23 protein-coding genes are annotated in these 24,640 nt (G+C 75.3%); 10 read left to right on the top strand and 13 right to left on the bottom strand.

Annotation, left to right across the window (positions count from 1 at the left end; all coding sequences use genetic code 11):
• Nucleotides 1-272 precede the first annotated feature (272 nt).
• From egtA to egtD, 4 genes are read left to right on the top strand one after another with little or no spacing between them, the layout of a single operon-like run.
• Nucleotides 273-1,550 (top strand): ergothioneine biosynthesis glutamate--cysteine ligase EgtA, encoded by a 1,278-nt coding sequence (egtA, locus tag ACIP5O_RS21825; protein ID WP_401295686.1) that lies wholly within the window; start codon nucleotides 273-275, stop codon nucleotides 1,548-1,550.
• Nucleotides 1,547-2,950 carry an ergothioneine biosynthesis protein EgtB gene (egtB, locus tag ACIP5O_RS21820; RefSeq protein WP_401295684.1) on the top strand — a complete coding sequence of 468 codons (1,404 nt, stop codon included), beginning with the start codon at nucleotides 1,547-1,549 and terminating at the stop codon, nucleotides 2,948-2,950. Before egtA ends, egtB begins: the two co-directional genes overlap by 4 nt.
• Nucleotides 2,950-3,702, top strand: a complete 753-nt coding sequence (gene egtC, locus ACIP5O_RS21815; protein WP_401295682.1) for an ergothioneine biosynthesis protein EgtC — start codon at nucleotides 2,950-2,952, stop codon at nucleotides 3,700-3,702. The genes egtB and egtC overlap by 1 nt, the downstream gene beginning before the upstream one ends.
• Nucleotides 3,699-4,664: an L-histidine N(alpha)-methyltransferase gene (gene egtD, locus ACIP5O_RS21810; protein WP_401295680.1), complete on the top strand. Its 966-nt coding sequence runs from the start codon at nucleotides 3,699-3,701 to the stop codon at nucleotides 4,662-4,664. Before egtC ends, egtD begins: the two co-directional genes overlap by 4 nt.
• Here the strand turns inward: egtD and ACIP5O_RS21805 are convergent.
• The 3 genes from ACIP5O_RS21805 to ACIP5O_RS21795 all read right to left on the bottom strand — a co-directional run bounded on the left by ACIP5O_RS21805 (nucleotide 4,559) and on the right by ACIP5O_RS21795 (nucleotide 7,698).
• Nucleotides 4,559-5,515 carry a lysophospholipid acyltransferase family protein gene (locus ACIP5O_RS21805; protein WP_401295678.1) on the bottom strand — a complete coding sequence of 319 codons (957 nt, stop codon included), beginning with the start codon at nucleotides 5,513-5,515 and terminating at the stop codon, nucleotides 4,559-4,561. The genes egtD and ACIP5O_RS21805 overlap by 106 nt on opposite strands.
• Nucleotides 5,512-6,312 carry a GNAT family N-acetyltransferase gene (locus tag ACIP5O_RS21800; protein WP_401295676.1) on the bottom strand — a complete coding sequence of 267 codons (801 nt, stop codon included), beginning with the start codon at nucleotides 6,310-6,312 and terminating at the stop codon, nucleotides 5,512-5,514. The genes ACIP5O_RS21805 and ACIP5O_RS21800 overlap by 4 nt, the downstream gene beginning before the upstream one ends.
• Nucleotides 6,313-6,450: 138 nt before the next feature.
• Complete coding sequence (locus ACIP5O_RS21795; RefSeq protein WP_401295674.1) at nucleotides 6,451-7,698, bottom strand: extracellular solute-binding protein; 1,248 nt, start codon at nucleotides 7,696-7,698, stop codon at nucleotides 6,451-6,453.
• Nucleotides 7,699-7,975: 277 nt separating this feature from the next.
• Between ACIP5O_RS21795 and ACIP5O_RS21790 the strand changes: the two genes are divergently transcribed.
• Nucleotides 7,976-8,194 carry a dodecin gene (locus ACIP5O_RS21790; RefSeq protein ID WP_356546656.1) on the top strand — a complete coding sequence of 73 codons (219 nt, stop codon included), beginning with the start codon at nucleotides 7,976-7,978 and terminating at the stop codon, nucleotides 8,192-8,194.
• Nucleotides 8,195-8,288: 94 nt separating this feature from the next.
• Here ACIP5O_RS21790 and ACIP5O_RS21785 read toward each other — a convergent pair whose 3' ends face one another.
• Nucleotides 8,289-8,777, bottom strand: a complete 489-nt coding sequence (locus ACIP5O_RS21785) for a hypothetical protein (protein ID WP_356546658.1) — start codon at nucleotides 8,775-8,777, stop codon at nucleotides 8,289-8,291.
• Nucleotides 8,778-8,943: 166 nt separating this feature from the next.
• On the opposite strand from ACIP5O_RS21785, the gene ACIP5O_RS21780 reads away from it, so the two are divergent.
• From ACIP5O_RS21780 to ACIP5O_RS21760, 5 genes are all read left to right on the top strand, one after another.
• Nucleotides 8,944-10,011 carry a helix-turn-helix domain-containing protein gene (locus ACIP5O_RS21780; protein WP_401295784.1) on the top strand — a complete coding sequence of 356 codons (1,068 nt, stop codon included), beginning with the start codon at nucleotides 8,944-8,946 and terminating at the stop codon, nucleotides 10,009-10,011.
• Between the two features lie 138 nt (nucleotides 10,012-10,149).
• The gene (locus ACIP5O_RS21775) at nucleotides 10,150-13,296 is read left to right on the top strand and encodes an AAA family ATPase (protein WP_401295671.1); all 3,147 of its coding nucleotides are present in this window, start codon (nucleotides 10,150-10,152) and stop codon (nucleotides 13,294-13,296) included.
• Nucleotides 13,297-13,360: 64 nt separating this feature from the next.
• Nucleotides 13,361-14,623 carry an extracellular solute-binding protein gene (locus tag ACIP5O_RS21770; RefSeq protein ID WP_401295669.1) on the top strand — a complete coding sequence of 421 codons (1,263 nt, stop codon included), beginning with the start codon at nucleotides 13,361-13,363 and terminating at the stop codon, nucleotides 14,621-14,623.
• On the top strand, nucleotides 14,595-15,515 hold the full coding sequence (locus ACIP5O_RS21765) for a carbohydrate ABC transporter permease (RefSeq protein ID WP_401295667.1): 921 nt from the start codon (nucleotides 14,595-14,597) through the stop codon (nucleotides 15,513-15,515). The genes ACIP5O_RS21770 and ACIP5O_RS21765 overlap by 29 nt, the downstream gene beginning before the upstream one ends.
• 15 nt (nucleotides 15,516-15,530) lie before the next feature.
• Nucleotides 15,531-16,352 (top strand): carbohydrate ABC transporter permease, encoded by an 822-nt coding sequence (locus ACIP5O_RS21760; protein ID WP_401295665.1) that lies wholly within the window; start codon nucleotides 15,531-15,533, stop codon nucleotides 16,350-16,352.
• A gap of 28 nt (nucleotides 16,353-16,380) precedes the next feature.
• Here ACIP5O_RS21760 and ACIP5O_RS21755 read toward each other — a convergent pair whose 3' ends face one another.
• The 9 genes from ACIP5O_RS21755 to ACIP5O_RS21715 form a co-directional block, all read right to left on the bottom strand.
• Entirely contained in the window at nucleotides 16,381-16,683 is a 303-nt protein-coding gene (locus ACIP5O_RS21755; RefSeq protein WP_356546670.1) for a GNAT family N-acetyltransferase, read from the bottom strand.
• Between the two features lie 47 nt (nucleotides 16,684-16,730).
• Complete coding sequence (locus ACIP5O_RS21750; protein ID WP_401295663.1) at nucleotides 16,731-17,468, bottom strand: GPR1/FUN34/YaaH family transporter; 738 nt, start codon at nucleotides 17,466-17,468, stop codon at nucleotides 16,731-16,733.
• An 18-nt stretch (nucleotides 17,469-17,486) separates the two neighbouring features.
• On the bottom strand, nucleotides 17,487-19,376 hold the full coding sequence (locus ACIP5O_RS21745; RefSeq protein ID WP_401295661.1) for an amidohydrolase: 1,890 nt from the start codon (nucleotides 19,374-19,376) through the stop codon (nucleotides 17,487-17,489).
• Nucleotides 19,373-20,326 (bottom strand): alpha/beta hydrolase, encoded by a 954-nt coding sequence (locus ACIP5O_RS21740; RefSeq protein ID WP_401295659.1) that lies wholly within the window; start codon nucleotides 20,324-20,326, stop codon nucleotides 19,373-19,375. The genes ACIP5O_RS21745 and ACIP5O_RS21740 overlap by 4 nt, the downstream gene beginning before the upstream one ends.
• 74 nt (nucleotides 20,327-20,400) lie before the next feature.
• A complete protein-coding gene (locus ACIP5O_RS21735) occupies nucleotides 20,401-21,231 on the bottom strand; it encodes an alpha/beta fold hydrolase (RefSeq protein ID WP_401295657.1) in 831 nt (276 codons plus the stop codon).
• 60 nt (nucleotides 21,232-21,291) lie between these two features.
• Nucleotides 21,292-22,725: a dihydrolipoyl dehydrogenase family protein gene (locus ACIP5O_RS21730; RefSeq protein WP_401295655.1), complete on the bottom strand. Its 1,434-nt coding sequence runs from the start codon at nucleotides 22,723-22,725 to the stop codon at nucleotides 21,292-21,294.
• Nucleotides 22,725-23,306: a Dps family protein gene (locus tag ACIP5O_RS21725; RefSeq protein WP_125664936.1), complete on the bottom strand. Its 582-nt coding sequence runs from the start codon at nucleotides 23,304-23,306 to the stop codon at nucleotides 22,725-22,727. Before ACIP5O_RS21725 ends, ACIP5O_RS21730 begins: the two co-directional genes overlap by 1 nt.
• Before the next feature lie 12 nt (nucleotides 23,307-23,318).
• Nucleotides 23,319-23,825: a DoxX family protein gene (locus tag ACIP5O_RS21720; protein WP_401295652.1), complete on the bottom strand. Its 507-nt coding sequence runs from the start codon at nucleotides 23,823-23,825 to the stop codon at nucleotides 23,319-23,321.
• A gap of 5 nt (nucleotides 23,826-23,830) precedes the next feature.
• Nucleotides 23,831-24,493, bottom strand: coding sequence for a hydrolase (locus ACIP5O_RS21715; RefSeq protein WP_388661174.1), 663 nt, complete (start codon nucleotides 24,491-24,493; stop codon nucleotides 23,831-23,833).
• Between the last annotated feature and the right edge of the window lie 147 nt (nucleotides 24,494-24,640).

Genomic DNA, 24,640 nt, shown 5'->3' with positions numbered 1-24,640 from the left:
GTTTCCTCCCTTTCGGGGCAACGGATTTTCGCCGGTCCGTGATCAGGGTGAATGTTTCCGTGACGACGGGGAAATCCGGACGGACGGAGGCACGGGGAGCGCGTACGGCCCGTCCGGGGCGCTCTTGCACGCCGCTCGGTGGTGGCTTTAGGTGGAACCAGTGATGCTCCGGGGGCTTCCGTCCCCGGAGCCTGTTTCCGGCGCGTCCGGGACCGCGCCCACGGGACGGACCGTCCCGGGACCGGTCCCCCGGAGGACCAGGAGGTGCACGGATGTCGCCGAGCGGCATACCGCGTGGCGGCCCCCCTCTCACCGAGGCGGAGGCGGAGGAACTGCTGCGATGTATCTGCTTCAAGACCGGCCCGCCCCGCACCGTGGGAGTGGAGCTGGAGTGGCTGGTCCACGAGCTGCGCGACCCCCGGCTGCCCGTGCGGCCGCAGCGGCTCGCGGCGGCCCTCGACACCGTGCGGGCCCTGCCCCTGGTGTCGGTCCTGACGTTCGAACCCGGCGGTCAGCTGGAGCTCAGCTCGCAACCCGCCGGATCCCTCATGGAGTGCCTGGACTCGCTCGCCGCCGACCTGCGGGCGGTGCGGGGCGCGCTCGGGCCGCTCGGCCTCGCGCTCAGCGGTTACGGGGTGGACCCCTGGCAGGCGGCGCGCGGCCGGGTGCTCCACGAGCCGCGGTACGACGCGATGGAGGCCGCGCTCGACCGGACGGGTCCGGCCGGGCGGGCGATGATGTGCGAGTCGGCGTCGGTGCAGATCTGCCTCGACGCCGGGGTCGACGGGCCGGGCCCGTTGAACTACCGGCGGCGGTGGCGGCTCGCCCACCTCCTGGGCGCGGTCCTCGTGGCCGCCTTCGCGAACTCCCCGGTGCACGGCGGGCGCCGCACCGGCTGGCGTTCGACCCGGCAGGCCCTGTGGACGGAGCTCGACCCCCTGCGGACGCTCGCGCCGCGGCGGGCGCCCGCGCCCCCGCCGGACGGCGACCCGCGGACCGAGTGGGCGGCGCACGTCCTGGACACCCCGGTGCTGTGCGTGCGGACCGACGAGGGGCCGTGGGCGGTGCCGGAGGGGCTGACCTTCCGGGAGTGGCTGCGCACGGGGCAGCCCCGTCCGGCCGACGTCGACGACCTGCGCTACCACATGACGACCCTCTTCCCGCCGGTGCGGCCGCGCGGTCATCTGGAGCTGCGGATGGTCGACGCGCAGCCGGGGCGGGACGGCTGGATGGTGCCGGCGGCCGTGACGACGGCGGTGTTCGACGACCCGGAGGCGGCGGAGACCGTGTACCGGGCGGTGAAGCCGCTCGCGGAGCGGGCCGGCGACGATCCCCCGCCGCGCAATCCGCTGTGGGTGGCGGCGGCCCGTGACGGTCTGGCCGATCCCGATCTGCACGCCGCCGCGCGGACGGTCTTCTCCGCCGCCCTGGAGGCGCTGCCCCGGATCGGGGCGAGCGAGGAGGTGCGGCGGGCGGTCGCCGCCTTCCGGGAGCGGTACGTGGTCCCCGGCAGCTCTCCGGCCGACACCCCCGAGGTGGTGACGTCATGACCGGGAGCAACGGGAACACCGCGAACGGCGGGAACGGCGGGAACGGCGGGAAGGCGGACACGACCGGAACGACCGGGGACACGACCGGAACGGAGGCCGGGACCGAGGCGCTGCGCGAGCGGGCCCTGGACGCGCTCGTCGCGGCGCGGGACCGCACCCTGCGGCTCACCTCCTGCGTGGAGGACGACGACCTCACCGCCCAGCACTCCCCCCTGATGTCGCCGCTCGTCTGGGACCTGGCGCACATCGGGAACCAGGAGGAGCAGTGGCTGTGGCGGGACGTCGCGGAGCGCGACGCGCTGCGGCCCGAGATCGACTCCCTCTACGACGCCTTCGAGCACCCGCGCGCCGAGCGCCCGTCGCTGCCGCTGCTCTCGCCGGTCGAGGCCCGCGCCTACGCGGCGGACGTACGGCTCCGGGTCCTCGACGTGCTGGAGCGGGCGCCCCTGGAAGGGCGGCCGCTGCTGGACGCGGGATTCGTCTTCGGCATGGTCGCCCAGCACGAACAGCAGCACGACGAGACGATGCTGATCACCCATCAGCTGCGGAAGGGTCCGCCCGTCCTGACCGCTCCCCCGCCGCCGGTCCGCCGCGCCGGTCTGCTGCCGTCCGAAGTCCTGGTCCCCGGCGGCCCGTTCACCATGGGGACCTCGGACGAGCCGTGGGCCCTCGACAACGAGCGTCCGGCGCACCGGCGGGACGTGCCCGCCTTCCACATCGACACCGTGCCGGTCACCAACGGCGCCTACCGGGCCTTCGTCGCGGACGGCGGCTACACGGACCGGCGCTGGTGGCACCCCGAGGGGTGGGCGCAGATCCGGGAGCACGGCATCGGGGCGCCGCTGTTCTGGCGCCGGGACGGCGGGCAGTGGCTGCGCCGCCGGTTCGGGGTGACCGAGCCCGTACCGGAGGAGGAGCCGGTCCTGCACGTGAGCTGGTACGAGGCGGACGCCTACGCGCGCTGGGCGGGGCGCCGGCTCCCGACGGAGGCCGAGTGGGAGAAGGCGGCCCGGTTCGACCCGGCCACCGGCCGCTCCCGCCGCTACCCGTGGGGCGACGCCGACCCGGGCCCCGAGCACGCGAACCTGGGGCAGCGGCACCTGGGCCCGGCGGCGGCCGGGAGCTACCCGGAGGGCGCCTCGCCGCTGGGCGTGCGGCAGTTGATCGGGGACGTGTGGGAGTGGACGGCGAGCGACTTCCTGCCGTACCCGGGCTTCGCGGCCTTCCCGTACAAGGAGTACTCGGAGGTGTTCTTCGGGTCCGGGCACAAGGTGCTGCGGGGCGGTTCGTTCGCGGTGGACCCGGTCGCCTGCCGGGGCACCTTCCGCAACTGGGACCTGCCGGTGCGGCGCCAGATCTTCTCCGGATTCCGCACCGCCCGCTCCGCGGAGCTCGGCTGATGTGCCGTCACCTCGCCTACGTGGGCGGTCCGGTGGCGCTCGGCGAGCTGGTCGTGCGGCCGGAGCACGGACTGCTGCGCCAGTCCTGGGAACCCCGTACGCAGGCCAGCGGCGTGGTGAACGCCGACGGGTTCGGGGTGGGCTGGTACGCCGAGGGGGACCCGGTGCCCGCGCGCTACCGGCGCGCCGGGCCGATCTGGGGCGACCTCCCCTTCGCGGACCTCGCCCGGGTGGTGCGCTCCGGGGCGCTGCTCGCGGCGGTCCGGAGCGCCACGCTGCCGGGGGCCGACGGGGAGGCCGCGGCGGCGCCGTTCGCCTCCGGGCCCTGGCTGTTCAGCCACAACGGCGCGGTCACGGGCTGGCCCGACACCCTGTCCCCGCTCGCCGCGACGCTGTCCGCAGGGGAGCTGCTGCGCCTGGAGGCCCGGACCGACTCGGCCCTGGTGTGGGCGCTCGTCCTGCACCGGCTGCGGGCCGGGGACGCGCCCGGGGACGCGCTCGCCGCCACCGTGCGGGAGGTCGCGCAGGCGGCCCCCGGCTCCCGGCTGAACCTGCTGCTCACCGACGGCGACCGGATCGCCGCGACCACCTGGGGTGACAGCCTCTGGTACCTGACGGGCCCCGGCCGGACGGTCGTGGCCTCCGAACCGTACGACGCCGATCCCCGCTGGCGGGAGGTGCCCGAGCACACGCTCGTGACCGCCGACCGCGCCGACGTCGCCCTCACCCCGCTCAAGGAGCCGCCCGCGTGAGCCCGTACCAGCTGACCCGCACCCTCGACCCGGACGCCGCCGGCGCCGACCTGCGCGCCGACGTCGTCCACGGTCTGACCCGCTCCCCCAAGGAGCTGCCGCCCAAGTGGTTCTACGACGCCCGGGGCAGCGAGCTGTTCGAGGAGATCACCCGGCTGCCCGAGTACTACCCGACGCGGGCGGAGCGGGAGATCCTGGCCGCGCGGGCGCCGGAGGTCGCCGCGGAGACGGGGGCGAGGACCCTGGTGGAGCTGGGCTCCGGGTCCTCCGAGAAGACCCGGTTCCTGATCGACGCGCTGCTGCCCGGTCTGGAGGACTACGTGCCCGTGGACGTGAGCGAGTCGGCGCTGACCGGGGCGGCGGAGTCGCTGCTCGCGGAGCGACCGGAGCTGCGGGTGCACGCCCTGGTCGCGGACTTCACCCGGGGCCTCGCGCTGCCCGGGACGCCGGGGCCGCGCCTGGTGGCCTTCCTCGGCGGCACCATCGGCAACCTGCTGCCCGGTGAGCGGCGCACCTTCCTGCGCTCGGTCCGCTCGATGCTCGCGCCGGGCGACTTCCTGCTGCTCGGCACGGACCTGGTGAAGGACGAGGCGACGCTGGTGGCCGCCTACGACGACGCGGCCGGGGTGACCGGGGAGTTCAACAAGAACGTGCTGGCCGTGATCGACCGCGAGCTGGGCGCGGACGCCGATCCGGAGGACTTCGAGCACGTGGCGGTGTGGGACGCCGAACGGGAGTGGATCGAGATGCGGCTGCGCGCCCGCCGCGCGCTCACCGTGAAGATCCCGGAGCTGGACCTCGTGGTGCCGTTCGCGGCGGGCGAGGAGCTGCGCACGGAGGTGTCGGCGAAGTTCCGTCAGGAGGGCGTACGGGAGGAGCTGGCGGCGGCGGGCCTCGGCCTGGCCCGCTGGTGGACGGACAGCGGGGGCAGGTACGCGCTGTCGCTGGCGGCGGCGCGCTGAGCCGGGACCCGTCCGGTCGCGTCCTGGCGAACGGCGTCCTGCCGGGCCACGGCCCGCTGGGCGGCGGCCGCCAGGGCGCGCCGGTCCGGGTGGCGGCCGCTCGGCAGGGGGTCGGCGAGGCGGACCTCGGCGGTGAGGCACCGGGTGGTGACGACCCGCCACAGGGAGGCGCCGAGCGGGTCGTCCCCGACGTACGCGGCGGCGTCGGCGGGCCGGTAGTCGATCCGTACGGGCTGTACGGCGCAGCCGGCGTCCAGGGCGGCCTGGAAGGCGGCGGGCCGGAACCTTCCCCGTTCCCGGCCGCACCAGGTGGAGCCCTCGGGGAAGACGGCCACCCGGCCGCCGCCCGCGAGGACGGCGGTCATCGCGCGCACGGTGCCGGGCAGGGCCCTGAGCCGGTCCCGGTCGATGAAGAGGGTGCCGCCGAGCGCGGCGAGGACGCCGAGGACCGGCCAGTGGCGGACCTCCGCCTTGGCGACCGTACGGGCGGGCAGCACGGCCGCGAGGAGCGGGACGTCCAGCCAGGAGACGTGGTTGGCGACGACGAGGAGCGGACCGGTGGCGACGGGGCTCCCCCCGTACCGGACGCGGACGCCGAAGGCGCGGACCACCGCCCGCGTCCAGAGGCGGACGAGGGCGAGCCGGGCGGCGGGCGGGAGGAGCGCGGCGGCCGGGGCGAGCAGGACGCCGAGGAGGACGGCGCCGGTGCCGGCGGTCAGCCGGGCCACGGCCCGCGGGAGGCCGGCTCCGGGGTCGGGGTCCGGGGCGGGGTCGTCCGGGTGGGCGGTGCAGCGGCCCGGGGTGCAGGGCGCCGTGGGGAGCCACGGCGGGAGGGCCGTGGTCCCGTTCACCGCGCCGGGACGAGCGACAGGAAGTGGTTGAGGTAGCGCGGGTTGGTGCGGCGCAGCGAGAGCAGGACGTAGAGGTCGGCGGTGCCGAAGTCGGGGTCGTGCGCGGGGGCGCCGCAGACCCAGGCGCCGAGCCGGAGGTAGCCGCGCAGCAGCGGGGGCAGTTCGGTGCGGCCCTCGGGGCGGGCGACGCCCTCGGCGTTCCACAGGCGGTGCGGGGTGACCCAGTACTCCTCCGGGGCGAGGTGCTTGGCCCGGACGGTGTCCCAGGTGGCGGCGGCGAGGGTGCCGCCGTCCGCGAGCGGGACCGAGCAGCATCCGGCGAGCCAGTTGTGTCCGGTCTCGGCCATGTAGCGGGCGAGGCCGGCCCAGACGAGGGCGATGACGGCGCCGTTGCGGTGGGCGGGGTGGACGCAGGAGCGGCCGACCTCCACCAGGTCGTGCCGGACGGGGGCGAGCCGGGTGAGGTCGAACTCGCCCTCGGAGTAGAGGCGTCCGGCGACGGCGGCCCGCTCGGGCGGCAGGAGCCGGTAGGTGCCGACGACCTCGCCGGTGGTCTCCTCCCGTACGAGGAGGTGGTCGCAGTACGCGTCGAAGGCGTCGCTGTCGAGGCCGGGCTCGGGCCCGTCGAGCCGGGCCCCCAGCTCGCCGGCGAAGACCTGGTGGCGCAGTCGCTGGGCGGCGCGCACGTCCTCCTGGTGACGGGCGAGGCCGACGGCGTACCGGGGCGTGGGCTGCTCGTCCCGGGTCCGGGCCCGGGGCTGTGCGGGGACGGCGAGCGTGTGCGTCGGTGCGGACATGGCGGGCTCCTCCGGCGGACGGAAGGGAAGGGGCGGGGCCGGGGCCGCTCGCGCGGCGGCCCGGCTCCTTACTTCTTCCGTGACCGGCTGGATTCGACGTGACCGTCCGGGGGCTCGCGGGTGTGCGAACGCTGAATGCTATTCGGCGAGGGTCTCGGTGATCGCCTCCGAGGCCTTGCGGGCCGCCTTCAGCGGGTCCTCGCCCTGGAGGACGGCCGTCATGTAGGGCTTGATGGGGTTGTCCGCCTCGACGTTCGCCCACTGCGGGGAGTTCGGGGTGGCCCGGCCGCGCGCGGCGCCCCGGGCCATGACGGCGGTGGCCTCCTGGCCGGCGACGACGGAGGCGAGGCCCTTCTTGTTGGGCACGTAGCCCATGGCGCGGGCGAGTTCGGTCTGCCACTTCTCGCCGGCCATCGTCTTGACGACCTCCAGGGCGGCGCCGCGCTGGGGGGCGTTCTCCGGGATGATGAGGTCGGAGCCGCCGGTGAAGACGGCGCAGGGCTGGTCGGCCTTCTTGCCGGGTATCGGGAAGTAGCCGAGCTTGTCCCCGAGTCCGGGGTTGGCCTTGAGGACGGCGGCGACGGCGCTGGGCGCGGCGATGAGCTGGGCCACGTCGCCCTTGGCGAAGACGTCGGCCTGCGGCGGGTTCTGCTCGTCGGCGTTCTTGGGGCCGGAGCCGAGGGACTGGAGCTCCTTGTAGAAGGCCATGCCGCGCCGGGCCGCCGGGCTGTCGAGGGCGCCCGTCCACTCGCCGCCCTTGTCGACGGCCAGTTCGCCGCCCTCGTCCCAGATGAAGCCGGCGAGGGTGTACCAGTCCTGACCGGCGAGGTAGATGCCCTGGGAGCCGTTCTTGTTGAGCTTCTCGGTGTCGGCGAGCCACTGGTCGCGGGTGGCCGGCGGCTTGTCGATCCCGGCGTCCCGGAACAGGTCCTTGTTGTAGATGACGATCCGGTTGGCGGCGTACCAGGGGATGCCGTACTGGGCGCCGGAGATGTTGCCGGGCTCGGCGAGACCGGGCAGCCAGTCCTCGCTGCCGAGGTCGCGGACCGACTCCAGGGTGAGGTCGAACACCTTCTCGGTGTCGGCGTACTGGGCGACCTGGGTGTTGCCGACCTCGATGACGTCGGGTCCGCCGGGGCCCTCGATCGCCTCGGTGACCTTCTTGCCGATGCCGGTCCACTCCTGGATGGTGAACTGGAGTTCGACCCCGTCGTGCTCCTCCTCGTACGCCTCCTTGAAGCGTTCGACGAAGTCCTCGCTGGCGCTGTCCCGCATCAGCCAGATGTTGACGGTCTTCGTGCCCTCGTCGCCCGGCAGCATCCCGCAGCCCGAGAGGGCGAGCGCGGTGGCGGCTGCCAGGGGACAGACGAGACGTCGGTTCTTCACGTGGGTCACCTTCTGCGGTTCAGCACGGGGTCGTGCGTAGGGGAGCTGACCCGGCATGGGGGGACCGAACGGGGCGTTCGCGCGGGTATGTGGCCTGGATTCTGGTCTGGACCAACGGGATGGTCAAGTCCTTGACCATCCCGTTCCGCCCCCCGGAGGGACGGTCTGTACCCTTACCGCCGGTAATTCCCGGTGGGCCGTGGGGAGGTCGTCGTGTCGCGCCCCGGCGCGGCCTGGGGCACGGTGGAGGGAACGCACCGAGAGGAGTCCGTCCCCCATGTCGAACCACACCTACCGCGTCACCGAGATCGTCGGCACCTCCACCGAGGGAGTCGACCAGGCCATCCGCAACGGCATCGAACGTGCCTCGCAGACCCTGAGGGGCCTCGACTGGTTCGAGGTGACGCAGGTGCGCGGCCACCTCGTCGACGGCACGATCGAGCACTACCAGGTCGGCCTGAAGGTCGGCTTCCGGCTGGAGGACGACGAGGCCTGACGACCGGGACCGGCTTTCGGGGCCCGGTCCCGGAGGCCGGTCCCGTAGGTCGGCCCCGGAGGCCGGTCCCCGGGCCCGGCTCCGCGCGGCGGGGTCAGGTCCGGCCCTCTTCCTCCTGCGCCTCCCTCAACGCCTCCGAGGGGGCGGCCCAGCGGGCCCGTACGACGGTGAAGCCGGCCGCCTCCGCCGCGTCGCAGACCTGCGGGTCGTCGTCGACCAGCATCCTGACCGGGCGGTCGGCGGCGAGCCGGCGCAGGACCTCCACCTTGGTCACCCGGGCCGGCCGGAAGTCGCGGTCGCGCCGCATGTGGACCGGGCCCGCGGGAAGCCCCTGCTCCGCCAGCCAGTCCGCGGTCGCCCGGCGGCACCGCTCCGGCCGCCCGGTGAGGTAGACGACCTCGCACTCCCCGGCCGCCTCGCGGCACAGCGCGACGCCCTCCTCCAGCGGCGGGTCGTCGGGCGCCGCCGCGAAGAACGCGCTCCAGTCCTTGGGCCTCCGCTCCAGGAAGTGCTGGCGGTGCGCGGTCGCGGCGAGGGTGTTGTCGAGGTCGAAGACGGCCAGGGGCCTGTTGTCCTGTGTCACGGGCTCAGGGTAGGAGGCACACGCCGGAGGCGATCTAGCGGATTCACGTGATGTGCCCGGCGCGGTCGACCGGAAGGCTGGTGCCCCAGCACAGCCCCGGAGGAAAGAACACATGTCGTCGCGCACGCCGACACCTATGCCGGTGTCGAGACCGATACCGATGCCGATACGGGTACCGGCGCTTGTCGCGCCGGTACCCGAGCCCGGGCCCCTCGGCCGTACCCGCTTCACCACGGACGGGGTGCCGCCCGCGCGGCGCCGGGCGTACTGGCGGGAGGCGTTGGCGACGACGTTCGGCTCCGTGGACATGACCGTGCCGGCCGAGATCCACTCCGGCACGATCCGGGTGGCACCACTGGGGCGCGCGCAGGCCGTCACGGTGGAGAGCGAGCCCCAGACGGCGCGCCGCACGCGGAGCCTCATCGCGGGCAGCGACAACGAGGACTTCGTGGTCGTGAAGCTGCTGCACCGGGGCGGCGCGCGGGTCGAGCAGGACGCCCGGGACAGCGCGGTGCGCCCCGGGCAGCTCTTCGTGTACGACATGGCGCGCCCGATCCGGCTCACCCTCCCCGAGCCCTTCGAGACGAAGTCCCTGGTGCTGCCGCGGGCCGTGCTCGGCCTCGACGAGTCGGACCTGTCCCGGATCACCGCCTCGCCGCTCGGGTCCGAGACGCCGGTCGGCGGTCTCCTCGCGCCCTTCCTGGCGCGGCTCGTGGACACCGCCGAGGTCTGTCCGGAGCCCGCCGGCGAACTGGTCGCCCGCAATGTGGTGGACCTCCTGACCGTCCTCGCCGACGAGCGGCGGGGCGTGGACGCGCAGGACTCGCCCAGCGGCGCCCGGGTGCTGATGACGCGGATACGCGCCCACATCGACGCCCATCTGGCCGATCCCGACATGACTCCGGCGACCGTGGCCCGCGCCCACCACATCTCCGTGCGCTACCTGCACAAGCTCTTCGAGGGTGAGGGCGAGGGCGCCACCGTCGGCCGCTGGATCCAGCGGCGCCGCCTCGAGGAGTGCCGGCGGATGCTGGCCCGCCGGGACGCGGCCGGCATCACCGTCGCCGGCGTCGCCCACCGCTGGGGCTTCAGCAGCGCCTCGCACTTCGGCCGGGTGTTCCGCACGGCGTACGGCATGTCCCCGGCCGACTGGCGGGACTCCGCCGCACCGGCGCGAACGACCCGGGCCCTTCGGCCGGAGGAGGCGCGGGAGCCGCGCCGTCCGGCCGCCTGACCGGCCGGCGATCCCCTGTCGGAAGTGCCCGGATGTGCGTTGAGCTGCGGTTCTTGCGATAGTGACCCCCTGGGAGCGCTCTGGCGCCGGTGACGGCGGCCTCGGGCGGTCCGTGTGCGTACCAGGGGGAGGGGCGAGGTGGCGGGGTCGGGCGGACCGCTGTCCCGGCGCGGTCTGCGCGGCCGGGAGGGCGAGCTCGCGGAGCTGCGCGCCCTCGTCGCCTCCGTCGCCCGCGGCGGCAGCGGTCACCTCGCCTTCCTGCGCGGCGAGGCGGGCATCGGGAAGAGCACGCTGCTCGTGGAGACGGTCGCCCTGGCCGAGGAGGCCGGGTACTCCACCGGTGTCGGCAGGGCCGACGAACTGCACCACCTCGTGCCGCTGTCCTCCCTGGCGGGCTGTCTCCGGGACGGCGACCGGCCGCTGCTGTCCGGCGACGCCTTCGCCGACCTCGCCCGCCACCACGACCAGCGGATCCGGCTCGTGGAGCGGCTCGCCGGGGCGATCGAGACGAGGGCGGGCGAGGCTCCCGTACTGATCGCCCTCGACGACGTGCAGTGGGCCGACCCGTTGAGCCGGTTCGCCCTGCGGCAGTTGCCCGGCCGGCTGCGGACGTCTCCGGTCCTGTGGCTGCTGACCGGGCGGGCGGGGCCCGCGGGCGCGGGCGAGGAGGTCCTCGCCACCGCGCGGGACCGGCTGCCGGTGACGTCGCTGCTCCTGGGGCCGCTGTCCACCGCGGCCATCGGCCAGCTCGCCGGGGACACGCTCGGCCCCGGCGTCGACGAGCGGACCCGGGGCCTCCTCGACGACGCCGCGGGGAACCCCTTCCTCGCGGTGGAGCTGCTGCGCGGGCTGGGAACGGCGGGGAGCGGTGACGAGGCCGTCGAGCGGACCGCGGAGGGCGGTGCCGCGGAGGGCAGTACCACGGAAGGCGATGCCGAAGCCGTCGGCCGGGCCGTGGGGAGCGGGGACGAAGCCGTCGGCCGGGCCGTGGGGAGCGGGGGCGAAGTCGTCGGCCCTGCCGCCGGAGACGGTGGCGAAACCGGCGGCCGGGCCACCGGACGCAGGGGCCGGACCGTCGAGCGGATCGCGGGGCGCGGCGGCGAAACCGGTGATCGGGCCACCGGACGCGGGAGCCGCACCGTCGAGCGGGCTGCGGAGAGCGGCGGCGAAACCGACGAGCGGGCCGTCGGCCAGGACGCCGTCCGGGTCCGGGTCGCCCCCGTGCCGCCCGGGCTCGTGGCCGGGGTGCGCGGCAGGCTCGGCTCCCTGGCCCCGGACACCCTGCGCTTCCTGCGGGTGGGCGCCGTGCTGGGGCGCCGCTTCGCCTTCGACGACGCGGCCGCGCTCTGCGCCCTCCCCCCGGCCGCGCTGATCGCGGTGCTCGACGAGGCCGTGCGGTCCGGGCTGCTCGACGACGACGGCGCGCTGCTGACCTTCCGGCACGACCTGCTGCGGCAGGCGGTGTACGCCGACGTCCCGCCGTCGGCGCGCAACGCGCTGCACCGGGCCGCCGCCCACCGGCTCGTCGCCTCCGGGCACCGGCCGATCGACGCGGTGTCGCACGTCCTGCGCGGCGCGCAGCCCGGCGACGAGGAGGCCGTCGTCCTCCTGCGCCGGGCGGCCGACGACGTCCTGTCGGTGACGCCGGGGCTCGCGGCCGACCTCACGGCGCGGGCCCTGGAGCTCGTACGGCCGTCGGACGCGGCGCGGTTCGACGTGGGCGAGCAGGCCGTCGTCTGCCTCACCCGGGCGGGGCGGAACCGGGAGGCCCTGGCGACCGGTGACCGGCTCCTCGCCGAGCAGCCGCCGCTGGCGGTGTTCGGACGCCTGCAGGCCGCCCTCGGCGGGGCGTTGTGGAACCTGGACCTGGCCGAGGAGCTGTGCCGCCGGACCGAGGCCGCCCTGGCCGTCGGCGGGACGCCGTCCGCGGTGAGCGCCCGGCTGTCGGCGCTGCGCGCGCTCGCCCTGTCGCGGGGCCGGGACCTGGACGCGGCCCGGTCCGCGGGCGAGGAGGCGCTGGCGGCGGCGGTCGCGGCGGGGGACCGCTCGGCCCACGTCCAGGCGCTGTCCGCGCTCGGCGAGATCGCGCTCAACGCGGGCGACGGGACCGCCGCGTCGGAGCGCTTCACCGCGCTCAGCGCCGTCGACCGGGCCTTCCGGCCCGAGGAGGTCGTCGCCCACCAGCACATGGACCGGTTCGACCGGGCCGGGGAACTCCTGGAGCGGGCCGCCGAGGACGGGGACTCGCACCGTCAGGCCATGCTCCTGTGGGCGCAGGCCCAGCAGCACCTGGGCCTCGGGCGGCTCGACGACGCGGAGGCGCACTTCGTGACGATGGAGCGCCTGGAGGACGACCTGCGGGCGCCGGTCCAGCAGGTGAACTCCCGGGTGGTACGGGCCGGTATCGCGCTGCTGCGCGGCGACCGCGCAAGCGCCGGAAGGCATCTGACGGCGGCGCGGGAGCGCATGGCGGTGAAGCCGAACCCCGGGAACCGGGCCGCGGTGTGCTTCCTCGAATCCGTCGTCGCCGCCCACGACGGGGACGTCCGGGACGCCGTGGAGGCGCTCCACCGGCTCGGGCGGATCGGCCCGTTCATGCGCTGGCGGCTGCTGCGCACCCGGGTCGGCACCGCGGTCGGCATCGCCCTGCGGGCCGGGGACCGCGGGCTGGCGGACGACCTGGCCGGGCAGGCCGCCGCGCACGCCGCGCGCAATCCGGGGGTGCCGACGGCGGCGGGCGTGGCGGCGCTGGCCGCCGGTCTCGCCGCCGGTGACCTCGCCCTCCTCGACCGGTCCGTGTCCCTGCTCGCGGCCGGCCCCCGCCCCCTGGTCCTGGCGTCCGCCCGGGCCGGACTCGGGCGGGCGCTGCTGGCGGCCGGGCGGACGGCGGAGGCCTCGGCGGCCCTGTCGGCCGCCCGGGAGGCCTTCGCCGCCTCGGGCGCGTTCGCGGCCGCGGCCGACGTACGGCTCCTCCTGGACGGCGCCGGGGCGGGCGGCACACGAGGCGCCGGTGCCGGTGCGGGGCGCCCCTCCCCCGTACGCGCACGGCCCGTCCAGGGCTGGGAGGCGCTCACCGCCTCGGAGCGGAAGGTGGCCCGGCTGATCGCCGCGGGGCACACCAACCGGTCGGCCGCCGACGCCCTCGTCGTCTCCCCGCACACCGTCAACACCCACCTCACGGCCGTCTTCCGCAAGCTGTCCGTCACGTCGCGCGTGCAGCTGACCCATGTGGTCCTGGCCAGGGGCGACGCGGAGCGGGAGGCTCCGGCGGGCCGTCTACGCTGATCGGACACGTTTTCGAGCACAGCGGCATCCGCAGGAGCAGCGCACCCGCAGGAAGGGCACCACCGTGAAAGCACCAGCAGGACCGACGAGACGACCCCTCGCCGCCCTCGCGGCGGCCGTCGCCCTGGTCCTGGCCGCCACCGCGTGCGGCACCGGCTCCGGCCCCGGCGCCCCGGCCGACGGCCGTACGGAACGGGTGACGTCCCTCACCGCGCTCGACTACTACACGGACACCACCGAGCACGCCCACTGGAGCGAACTGCTCACCCGCTGCGGCGAGAAGGCCAGGGTGACCGTCGAGCACCGCAGCGTCCCCGCGCCCTCGCTCGTCCCCACGGCCCTGCGGCAGGCCTCCGCCGGGACCCTGCCCGACCTGCTGATGCTCGACAACCCCGACCTCCAGCAGTTCGCCCGGTCCGGCGCGCTCGCCCCGCTGCGCGCGTACGGCGTCCGCACCGACGGCTTCGGCGCGGGCATCCTGTCGGCCGGCACGTACCGGGGCGAGGTGTACGGCCTGGCCCCCACCGTCAACACCCTGGCGCTCTTCTACGACAAGCGGGCGCTCGCCGAGGCCGGCGTGCCGGTCCCCCGCACCTGGGACGAGCTGCGGAAGGCGGCCCGGGCGACCACCCGCCCCGGCCGGTACGGCCTGGCGGTCGACGCCGACGCGTCCTTCGAGGCCACCTTCCAGTTCCTGCCCTTCCTGTGGTCCAACGGCGGCGACGAGCGCCGCCTCGACGGACCGCGGGCCGTCGAGGCCCTCGGCCTGTGGACCGGTCTCGTGCGCGACGGGTCCGTGTCCCGGTCCGTGCTCACCTGGAACCAGGCGGACGTCCACGAGCAGTTCCTCGGCGGCCGGGCGGCCATGATGGTCAACGGCCCCTGGCGGATCCCCGCGCTCGACGCGGCGCAGGACCTGGACTGGGGGGTCGTCCCGCTGCCCGTGCCCCGGGCCGGCGACGCCCTGGTCACGCCCCTGGGCGGCGAGGTGTGGACCGTACCGCGCAACGACTCCGAGGCCCGCCGCCGGAAGGCGGCCGAGGTCCTCGCCTGTCTGAACGAGCCCGCGAGCATGCTGGCCCTGGCCGACTGGCACCACACGGTCCCGTCGCGCCCCGACGTGGCCGACCGGTACGCCGCGCGGGTCCCGTCGATGGCCGCCTTCGTCCGGAGCGTCGAGGGCGCCCGGGCCCGCACCCGCGCGCTCGGCCCCGCCTGGCCGAGGACGGCCGCCGCGATCCACACCGCCGTGCAGGCGGCGGTGTCGGGACAGCGGACGCCCGAGGAGGCACTGCGCCGTGCGCAGCGCACGGCGACGGGCTCCTGAGCCCCGGGCGCGGTGGCGGGACGCGGCGGTCCGTGCCGCGTTCCTCGCGCCGGCCGCCGCGTACCTGCTGCTGTTCCTGGGCCGGCCCCTCGTCGACAACGTGACGACGAGCCTGCGGAGCTTCACGGCCGACTCCTTCCTCACCGGCGGAGCGCCGTTCACGGGTGCGGAGAACCACCTCCTCCTGCTGCGGTCGGAGGAGTTCCGGCGGGCCCTCTCCACCACGGCCCTGTACACCGCCGGTTCCCTGGCCGCGCAGTTCGTCCTCGGCCTGGGCCTCGCCCTGTTCTTCCACCGCCGCTTCCCGCTCGCCCGGCCGGTCCGCGCGCTGATGCTGCTGCCGTGGCTGATGCCGCTGGTGGTGACCGGGACGGTGTGGCGGTGGATGCTGGAGACCGACGGCGGCGCGGTGAACGGGGTGCTGCGCGCCCTGCACCTCGTCCGCACCGGCGTCCCCTGGCTCACCGGCACCGACGAGGCCCTCCTGTCCGCGGTCCTCGTCAACACCTGGGTGGGCGTCCCCTTCGCCACGGCCCTCCTGTACGGCGGTCTGCAGGGGATACCGCGCCAGGTCCACGAGGCGGCGCTCCTGGACGGCGCGGGACCCGTGCGCCTCTTCCGGTACGTCACCTGGCCCCTGCTGCGGCCCACCGCGGGCGTCGTCCTCGTCCTCGGCGCCGTCTACACGCTCCGGTCGCCGGACGTGGTCCTCGTCCTGACCGGCGGCGGGCCCGCCGGCGCCACGCGGACCCTGGCCGCCCTGGCGTACGAGCAGTCCTTCCAGGAGTTCGACTTCGGGCGCGCCGCCGCCACGGGGAACGTGCTCGTCCTGGTCTCCCTCGTCCTCGCCCTGCTCCATCTGCGCGCCGACCGGCGCGTCCGGACCCCCTGAGACGGAGGAGAACCGTTGTCTCCCGTACGGCCACGACGGCGGCGGGGCCGGGCGAGCACCCTCGTCGCGATCGTCCTGCTCGCGTTGACGCTGTCACCGGTCCACTGGATGGTGAGCACCTCCCTGCGACCCGCGGAAGACCCGCGGCGGGACGCGTGGTTCCCGGCGGACCCCACCACCGCCGGATACGCGGCGGCGCTGCACGAGCAGGGCGGGCACCTCGTCACCAGTCTGGTCGTGTCCCTCGGCACGGCGCTCCTCAGCCTGGCGCTTGCCGCTCCGGCGGCCCACGCCCTCGCGCAGCACCCGATCCGGGGCGCCGGCCCGTTCCTCTTCGGCGTGCTGCTGCTCCAGGCGGTGCCCGGCGTCACCGTGGCGAACGCGCTGCACGGCACCTACGCCGACACCGGGCTCCTCGACTCCCACCTCGGCCTGGTGCTCGCCGACTCCACCGCCGGCGTCCCGTTCGCGATCCTCGTGCTGAGGTCCGCCATGCGGGCGATCCCCCGGGAGGTCGTCGAGGCGGCGCTCCTCGACGGCGCGGGGGCGGTGCGCCTGTTCCGTTCCGTGGTGCTGCCGCTCAGCCGGAACGCGCTGATCACCTCCGGTGTCTTCGCCTTCCTCTTCGCCTGGGGCGACACCCTGTTCGCCCTGACCCTGACCACCTCCGACGCCGTCCGGCCGGTCACCCTGGGCGTCTACGACTACCTCGGCGCCCACAGCACCCGGTGGGACGCGACCATGGCCACCGCCGTGCTCGCGTCCCTCCCGGCGGCCGTGCTCCTCGTCGTGGCCCAGCGCCACCTCACCGACGGCGCCGCTCGGAGCGTCCGGTGACGGCCGGACGGTGACGGACGGGCGCGGCTCAGAGGCCGAACTCCGCCCGGCGCTCCTCGGGCACCAGGTCCGCGTACTCGGGGTGCCTGCCGATCCAGCCCCGGATGAACGGGCAGTACGGCAGGACGCGCAGGCCCCGCGCGCGGGCGTCGTCCAGGGCGCCCCCGGCCAGCCGGCCGCCCAGCCCCTGCCCCGCGAAGCGCGGGTCGGTCTCGGTGTGCACGAAGGAGATCTCGCCCGGCGCGAGGACGTAGTCCGCGAAGCCGCCGGTCTCGTCGCCGTCCGCGCCGGCGAGGACCTCGTACCGGGACCGGTCGGGACGGTCCACCACCCGTGGTTCCCCCGTTCCTCCTCGGTGATCCGTGCTCAGGGGGTCGTTCACAGGGTCCTCCGCACGCCCGCCTGGCGTTCCAGGTTCCGCAGCTGCACCGCGAGGTCGCCCTCGACGGCCGTGTGGGCCGGGCCGCTGCGCCCGATGGGCAGGACCTCCTCGCTGCGCATGTCCTCCAGCATCAGGGCGAAGGCGGCGTACGTCGCCACGAGCGCGACCAGGAGTCCGAGGGCACCGGCCGTGTACGTGAGCCATTCGGCTCCGGTGAGGCCCGCCACGCCCGTGGCCGCCCAGCGCGGCAGGGAGACCACGAGCACGGCCCACAGGGCCCGCTTGGGCCGGGTCACGGCCACCATCAGCGCCCCGAAGCACAGGAACGCCAGGTTGAACACGCCGAGCACCCGGTGCCCGCCGGCCGCGTCGGTGCCGATCACCAGCGCGTACGCCAGCCAGCTGCCGGCGAAGGTGCCCATGAGGGTCGCCGCGATGACGTCCCGGGCGCCGAAGGCCAGCACGCTCACGAGGAGTTGCAGGGCGAAGGCGGGGAGCACGCACAGGGCGACGGCCGTGCGGTCCCCGGCCTCGAAGACCCCGAGCTGGAGGCAGGCGGTCATCACGGAGGCGATGGCCACCGTGAAGAAGCCCAGGGGCATGGGCGAGGCGATGGGGCGGAGGGTGATCCGGGTCATCGCCCGCAGGTCGGGCTCGAAGCGGCGCCCGGGGGCGCCGGGGACGGGATCCGGCTCCGGCTCCGTCCCCGTCTCCGTGTCGGTCTTGGCGTTCATACGGGTTCCTCGTTCGGTTCAGTGGGTGAAGCAGGGGTCCACGAAGGGCTGCGGCGCCCCGGGCACGGAGCCCCGCGCCGCGCGCCAGCGGCGGTGCGCCTCGGACTCGGCCACGGCCTGCGCCATCAGCTCGGCCTGGCGCGCGCCGCCCGCCCCGTACCCGCCGAAGCGGGCGACCGGCGACCACTCGGGGGCGATCGGCGGCAGGGCCTCGTCGAGGCTCTCGTACTCGGCGGTCGCGTACACGATGCGGCCGCCGACGACGGTGAGGACCGACTCGATGTCGGGGATCGCGGCGTCGGGGACGGTGAAGTAGTCGTCCGAGAGGACCGTGAGGTCTCCGTAGAAGCCCTCCCGCAGCACGCCCTTGACGTCCTCCTCGCCGGTGAGCCGCGCCCCGCCCCGGGTGTAGAGGGCGAGGGCCGTCTCCCGGCCGAGCAGTTCCGGGCCCGGCCGGAGGGGCGTGCCGCCGACGGTGCGTCCGGTCACCAGCCAGTGGAGCGAGACCCACGGGTTGTACGAGGAGACGCGGGTCGCGTCGGTGCCGGCGGCGACGGTGAGCCCCCGGTCGAGCATGGCCCGCACGGGCGGGGTGCGGCCCGCCGCCGCGGCGCCGTACCGCGCCAGGAAGGCGCCGCCCTGGAAGGACATGCGGTTCTGCACGGACACGGCGCCGCCGAGGGCCGCGATCCGGTCCAGGCTGCCGGCCGAGACCGTCTCGGCGTGGTCGAACAGCCAGCGTCCGGCGCCGGGGAAGAGTCCCTCGGCGGCGAGCTTCTCGAAGACGGCCAGGTCGCGGCGGATGGTCTCGTCGTACGTGGCGTGCAGCCGGAAGCCCCAGCCGTTCTCCGTCAGGAGCCGGACCGCCTGCTCGAACTCCGTCTCGTACCCGGCCGCGAGTTCGGGCCGGGGCTCGGAGAAGTTCTCGAAGTCGGCGGCGGCCCAGGTCAGGTTCTCCCCGGCACCGTTGAGCCGCAGCCACTCGTCGCCGTCCCCGGGCTTCACCGTCTCCGTCCAGCGGCGGAGGTCGGCGAGCTCCTGCCCGGCGGTCTGCGGGAACAGGTGGTAGGCGATGCGCAGCGACAGCTCTCCCGAGCGGGCCAGGTCGACGACGGTGGCGTAGTCGTCGGGGAAGTTCTGGAAGCCGCCGGCGGCGTCGACCGCCGAGGTCAGTCCGAAGCGGTTGAGCTCGCGCAGGAAGTGCCGGGTCGACGTGCGCTTGTCGGCCGCGTCGAGGGCGGGCGCCTTGGCGAGGGTGGAGTAGAGGAGCAGCGCGCCGGGGGCGGCGAGGAGGACGCCGTTCGGCTCGCCGTCCCGGCCGCGGACGATCTGTCCGCCGCGCGGGTCGGGGGTGTCGCGGGTGTACCCGGCGGCGCGGAGGGCCGCCCGGTTCATCAGTGCCGACTGGTAGAGGTGCAGGACGAACACGGGGGTGTCGGGGGCGGCCGCGTTCAGTTCGGCGACGGTGGGCATCCGGCGCTCGGCGAACTGCTCGGCGGTCCAGCCGCCGACGACCCGGATCCACTGGCCCTTCGGGGTGCGCCCGGCCTGCTCGCGCAGCATGGCCAGGGCCTGGCGGAGGCTGCGCACGCCGTCCCAGCGCAGTTCGAGGACGTAGTTCAGGCCGCCCCGGATGACGTGCAGGTGCGAGTCGTTGAGGCCCGGGACCACCCGGCGGCCGAGCGCGTCGACGACCCTGGTGTCCGGGCCGACGAGCGGCGCGAGTTCGTGGTCGTCGCCCAGGGCGGCCACCCGGCCGTCGCGGATCGCGACGGCGCGGGCGTGCGGGCGGTGGGGGTCGCCGGTGAACACCTTGGCGTTGCGGACCAGGAGGTCGGCGTGCGCGGCCTCCCGCCGGGGAGCGGGCGCGAGGCCCGCCACCGGCATGCTCGTCGACGGGCCCGTCATGCCAGGGCCTTGCGCAGGGTGGTGACCGCGAGGCCGATGGCCAGCTCCGCCGCGTGCGTCTCGCGGAGCGCGTTCAGCATCACGAAGTCGTGGATCGTGCCGAGCACGCGCAGGGCGGTGACCGGCACTCCGGCGGCGCGGAGGCGGGCCGCGTACGCCTCGCCCTCGTCGCGCAGGACGTCGGCCTCGGCGGTGATCACCAGGGCCGGCGGCAGTCCGGCGAGCTGCTCGGCGGAGGCGCGCAGCGGCGAGGCGGTGATCTGCGCGCGCTCGGCCGGATCGGTCGTGTACTGGTCCCAGAACCAGCCCATGGCCTCGCGGCGCAGGAAGTAGCCCTCGGCGAACTCGTCGTACGAGCCGGTGTCGCAGGAGGCGTCGGTGACCGGGTAGAACAGCACCTGCTGGAGCAGGCGCACGTCGCCGCGCCGCTTGGCCATGAGGGTGAGGGCGGCGGTCATGTTGCCGCCGACGGAGTCGCCGGCGACGGCGATGCGGGTGCCGTCCAGGTCCTTGTGGTGTCCTTCGCGGGCGACCCACTGGGCGACGGTGTAGTTCTGCTCGACGGCGACCGGGTAGCGGGCCTCGGGCGACAGGTCGTACTCGGGGAAGACGACGGCCGCGCCGGCGCCGACGGCGAGTTCGCGGACCAGCCGGTCGTGGGTGTGGGCGTTGCCGAAGACCCAGCCGGCGCCGTGGACGTAGAGGACGACGGGGAGGGGGCCGGTGCTGCCGCGCGGGCGGACGATCCGGGCGCGGACGTCGCCGGTGGGCCCGCCGTGCACGGTCACCCACTCCTCGTCGACGGCGGGCAGCGGGACGCCCTCGCCGCTCTGGACGTCGTCCACGGCCTTGCGGCCGTCGGCGACGGGGATCTGGTAGAGGTACGGCGGCTGGGCGGTGGCGTCGGCGAACGCCTGGGCGGCGGGCTCGAGTACGGGCTTGCCGGTCATGGCGGGGTGCTCCTTCGGAACGGGTTGCGGGGTGGGTTTCGGGGTGGGTGGAAAAGGGGGGCCGGCGGGTGCGGTCAGGCGAGGAAGTCGAGCAGCGCGCTGTTGACCTCGTCGGCGTGGGTCCACAGCAGGCCGTGCGGGGCGCCGGGCACGATCGTCAGGCGGGCGCCGTCGATCAGGCCGGACAGCGGGACGGCGGTCGCCTCGACGGGCAGGGTGCGGTCGGCGTCGCCGTGGACGATCAGGGTGGGCACGTCGATGCGCGGCAGGTCGGCCCGGAAGTCGGTGAGCCAGGCCTGCACGCAGTCGAGGGTGCCCTTGGCGGACGCGCCGACGGCGACGTTCCAACTGGCCCGGACGGCCTGCTCGCTGATGCGCTCGCCGCCCAGGACGTCGACGTTGTAGAAGTCGGCGAGGAAGTCCGTCATGAAGGCGTAGCGGTCGGCGATGATGGCCTCCTGGATGCCCTTGAAGACGCTGCCGTCGACGCCGCCGGGGTTGTCGTCGGTCTTGAGCAGGAAGGGCGGGACGACGCCGATCATGACGGCCTTGGAGATGCGCTCGGAGCCGTAGGCGCCGAGGTAGCGGGTGACCTCGCCGCTGCCCATGGAGAAGCCGACGAGGACGGCGTCGCGCAGGTCGAGGGCGGTGAGCACGGCGTGGAGGTCGGCGGCGAAGGTGTCGTAGTCGTAGCCGTACGCGGGCTGGTCCGAGCGGCCGAAGCCGCGCCGGTCGTAGGTGACGACCCGGTGGCCGGCGGCGAGGAGGGCGGCGGTCTGCTTCTCCCAGGAGGCGCCGTTGAGCGGCCAGCCGTGGATCAGGACGACCGGCTGCCCGGTGCCGTGGTCCTCGTAGTAGAGCTCGACGGGGGCGGACTCGCGGTCGGCGACGTTGACGAAGGGCATGGGGGTACTACTCCTTGTGCGTGTGCAGGGGATGAAGAGGAGGAGGGAAAGCGGTCGGGCCTAGAGGCCGTACGCCTCCAGGAGGCGCAGCCAGACCTCGCTGACCGTGGGGAACGCGGGGACCGCGTGCCACAGCCGGGTGAGCGGCACCTCTCCCACGACGGCGACCGTGGCCGTGTGGACGAGTTCCGTGGCCAGCGGGCCGGTGAGGGTGCAGCCGACGACGACCTGGCGGGACTCGTCGACGACGAGCGTGGCGAGGCCCCGGTAGCCGTCCGCGTGGAGCGCGGCGCCGGCCACCTCGTCGGTGCGGTACTCGACGACGCGGACCGGGATCCCGGCCTCGCGCGCCGCGCGTTCGGTCAGGCCGACGCGGGCGATCTCGGGGTGGGTGAAGACGGCCTGCGCGGCGGCGAAGCGGTCGGCGGCGGCGCTCCACGGCTGGAGGGGGCCGGCCGCGGGCCGCCGTCCGGCCGCCCGCTCCGCGATCGCCGCGGCGCAGGCTCGGGCCTGGTACTTGGCCATGTGGGTCAGCGGCGCGCGGCCGTTGGCGTCGCCGACGGCGTAGAGCCAGTCGCCGTGCGGCAGGGTCACGCGGCACGTGTCGTCGACCGGCAGCGGGTCCCCCGCGGGCAGGCCGACCGCGTCGAGGCCGAGGTCGTCGGTGTTCGGCAGGCGGCCGGTGGCGGCGAGGACCTCGTCGCAGACGAGGACGGAGCCGTCGTCCGTGTCCACGACCGCCTCGCGGGTCGCCGGGTCGCGGCGCACGCGGGTGGCCGAGACCCCGAAGCGGACGGTGACGCCGAGGGAGTTCAGGCCCCGGGCCACCTCTTCGCCCGCGCACGGCTCCCAGTCGGTGAGCAGGGCCCGGTCGCGTACGAGGAGGGTGACGGAGGAGCCGAGGGAGCTCCAGGCGGTGGCCGACTCGCAGGCCACGATCCCGCCGCCGATGATGACGAGCCGGGCCGGCACGGCGTCGGCCGTGGTGGCCTCCCGGCTGGTCCAGGCGCCGATCCGGTCGATGCCGGGGACCGGCGGCAGGGCGGGGCGGGTGCCCGGGGCGAGGACGACCGCGTGCCGGGCGCGCAGGGTCCGTACGGCCCCGTCGGCGCCGGTCGCCGTGACCAGGCGTTCGCCGGCGAGCCGGCCGTGCCCCCGTACCAGCGTCACCCCGGCGCCCCGGAGCCACTCCGCCTGGCCGGTGTCGTCGCCGCGGCCGGTGAACCGGTCGCGGCGGGCGAGGACGGCGGCCGGGTCGAGCGGCCCGGTCACCGCCTGCCGGGCCCCGTCGACGGACCGGGCCGCGTCGCGCGCCGCGCCGGGCCGGAGCAGGGCCTTGCTCGGCACGCAGGCCCGGTAGGAGCAGTCGCCGCCGACCGCGTCCTTCTCGACGAGGGCCGTGGTCAGCCCGGCGCGCGCGGTCCGGGCGGCGGCGACCTCGCCGCCCGGGCCGCCGCCGACGACCACGACGTCGTACGTGTCGGTGTCCGGCATCAGCCGCGTACCAGCGGGGTGTCGACGAGGTGTTCGGCGAGGAACCACACCTGGGCCTCGCCGGTGCGGATGACCTCGGAGACGATCAGGTCGGTGCTGCCCTCGTCGCCCTCGGCCGAGATGCGGGCGGCGGCGTCGCGGGCGTCGGTGAGGATCCGCTCGTGGGCGTCGAGCAGCCGCGACAGCATGACGGGGACCGGCTCGACGCCGTCGGGCGGGCGCGGGACGCAGGTCAGTTCGGCCGCGTGGCGCGGGTCCCCGACGGCGACGCCGCCGAGGCTCTGGACCCGTTCGGCCAGCGCGTCCACGATCGCGAGCTGGCGTTCGGCGTGCCGGTCCAGCATGAGGTGGAGGGAGTAGAAGGTGGCTCCGCGCATGAGCCAGTGGTGCTTCTTGTAGAGCCCGTACAGGATCTGGGTGTCGGCGAGGAGGTGGTTGAGGCGCTGACAGGCGTACATCCGGGTGTCGTGGCCGAGGGCGATCGGGAGCTGCTTGAGCGTGCCGAACGCCTGGATCTCCTCGCCCTTCTGGTGCAGCAGCGGCTGGCCGCCGCTCCGGAGGGCGGTGGGTGCGTGGTTCATGGGGTGCTTCCGTTACGGGGTGGGGTGGGTGGTGGGTCCGGCGCGGTGCAGGAGGAGCCGGGCGAGGAGCCCGGAGGCGACGCCGAGCGCGAGGACGGGGGCCGCCCACCACGCGGGGTACGGGGCGAGGCCGAGCGCGGCGTCGGCGGACCAGGCGCCGGGGCCGGTGGCGGCCAGTGCCGTGGCGGTGCCGATGAGGACGAGGGGGTACTCGTAGCCGTCGTTCTGCACCCAGAGCCCGTGGGGGCGCTTCACGGTGAGGGCGACGGTCATGACCCCGACGGCGCCGGTGGCGGCCGCCGGGGTGAGGAGCCCGGCGGCCAGGAGCAGGCCGGAGCCGATCTGGCCGCCGCCCGCGGCGAGGGCCGTGAGGGCCCCGCCGCGGAAGCCGTCGGCCCGGAACTCCTCGGCGCCGCCGTCGAGTCCCCGGCCGCCGAGGCGGCGGCTGACCTTCTGCACGCCGTGGCCGGCGATCAGGAGCCCCACCAGCAGACGCAGGATCAGAATGCCGGTGTCCACGGGTCTCAGCCGGCGGCGTGCGCGCCGATGACGGTCTGCGCGTACACGACGCCCAGGCCGTACGCGCCCGCGTGGGCCTTGACGATCTCCATGACCGCGCCGTACGTCTCCTGGCGCGCCCAGTCGCGCTGGAGCTCCAGGAGGACCTGCACCCAGGTCACGGGGACGGCACCGGCGGCCACCATCCGCTGGAGGGCGTGCTCGTGGGCGGCCGGGGTGACGCCGCCGGACGCGTCGGCGACGACGTACACCTCGTAGCCCTGTTCGAGCGCGGAGAGGGCGGGGAGGACCAGGCAGACCTCGGTCCACAGGCCGGACAGGACGATCTTCTTGCGTCCGGTCGCCCTGACCGCCTCCACCAGCGCCTCGTCCTCCCAGGCGTTCATGGTGGTGCGGTCGATGACCTCGTTCTCCGGGAAGACCTCGGCGAGTTGCGGCAGCAGGGGCCCGGAGAAGGACTCGGCGGCGACCGTGGTCAGGACGGCCGGCACGTCGAAGGCGCGGGCCGCCTTGGCGAGGCCGACGGTGTTGTTGATGATCGCGGCACGGTCGCCGCTGCCGGTGCCGAAGAACATCTGCGGCTGGTGGTCCACGAAGAGCATGACGGCGTTGTCGGGCGTGATCAGGTCCGCGCCGGGAGCGGCGTGCACCTGCGAGGCGTCGAACATGTGGGGTCCTCTCGAAACGGTGGGAACCCGCCCGCCGCGGCCGTGCGGCGAACGGAACGCCTCGAAATTACGGCCGCCGCGAGCCCCCGTCTGTTCCGTCCGCGCACAGCTCCTGGCACCACAGCGCACACTCCCCGCCGCAGCGCG

It is taken from the genome of Streptomyces sp. NPDC088915, assembly GCF_044749825.1.
In the GTDB taxonomy this organism is placed as follows: Bacteria; Actinomycetota; Actinomycetes; order Streptomycetales; family Streptomycetaceae; genus Streptomyces.
The sequence above is the reverse complement of the archived record's forward strand: the minus strand, read 5'-3'. Positions and strand labels throughout refer to the sequence as shown.

Excerpts from the sequence above, each read along its gene's own strand:
- egtA (WP_401295686.1), top strand. The coding sequence starts at position 273 with ATGTCGCCGAGCGGCATACCGCGTGGCGGCCCCCCTCTCACCGAGGCG.
- egtB (WP_401295684.1), top strand. The coding sequence starts at position 1,547 with ATGACCGGGAGCAACGGGAACACCGCGAACGGCGGGAACGGCGGGAAC.
- egtC (WP_401295682.1), top strand. The coding sequence starts at position 2,950 with ATGTGCCGTCACCTCGCCTACGTGGGCGGTCCGGTGGCGCTCGGCGAG.
- ACIP5O_RS21800 (WP_401295676.1), bottom strand. The coding sequence starts at position 6,312 with ATGTCCGCACCGACGCACACGCTCGCCGTCCCCGCACAGCCCCGGGCC.
- ACIP5O_RS21790 (WP_356546656.1), top strand. The coding sequence starts at position 7,976 with ATGTCGAACCACACCTACCGCGTCACCGAGATCGTCGGCACCTCCACC.
- ACIP5O_RS21750 (WP_401295663.1), bottom strand. The coding sequence starts at position 17,468 with ATGAACGCCAAGACCGACACGGAGACGGGGACGGAGCCGGAGCCGGAT.
- ACIP5O_RS21745 (WP_401295661.1), bottom strand. The coding sequence starts at position 19,376 with ATGACGGGCCCGTCGACGAGCATGCCGGTGGCGGGCCTCGCGCCCGCT.
- ACIP5O_RS21740 (WP_401295659.1), bottom strand. The coding sequence starts at position 20,326 with ATGACCGGCAAGCCCGTACTCGAGCCCGCCGCCCAGGCGTTCGCCGAC.
- ACIP5O_RS21735 (WP_401295657.1), bottom strand. The coding sequence starts at position 21,231 with ATGCCCTTCGTCAACGTCGCCGACCGCGAGTCCGCCCCCGTCGAGCTC.
- ACIP5O_RS21730 (WP_401295655.1), bottom strand. The coding sequence starts at position 22,725 with ATGCCGGACACCGACACGTACGACGTCGTGGTCGTCGGCGGCGGCCCG.
- ACIP5O_RS21725 (WP_125664936.1), bottom strand. The coding sequence starts at position 23,306 with ATGAACCACGCACCCACCGCCCTCCGGAGCGGCGGCCAGCCGCTGCTG.
- ACIP5O_RS21715 (WP_388661174.1), bottom strand. The coding sequence starts at position 24,493 with ATGTTCGACGCCTCGCAGGTGCACGCCGCTCCCGGCGCGGACCTGATC.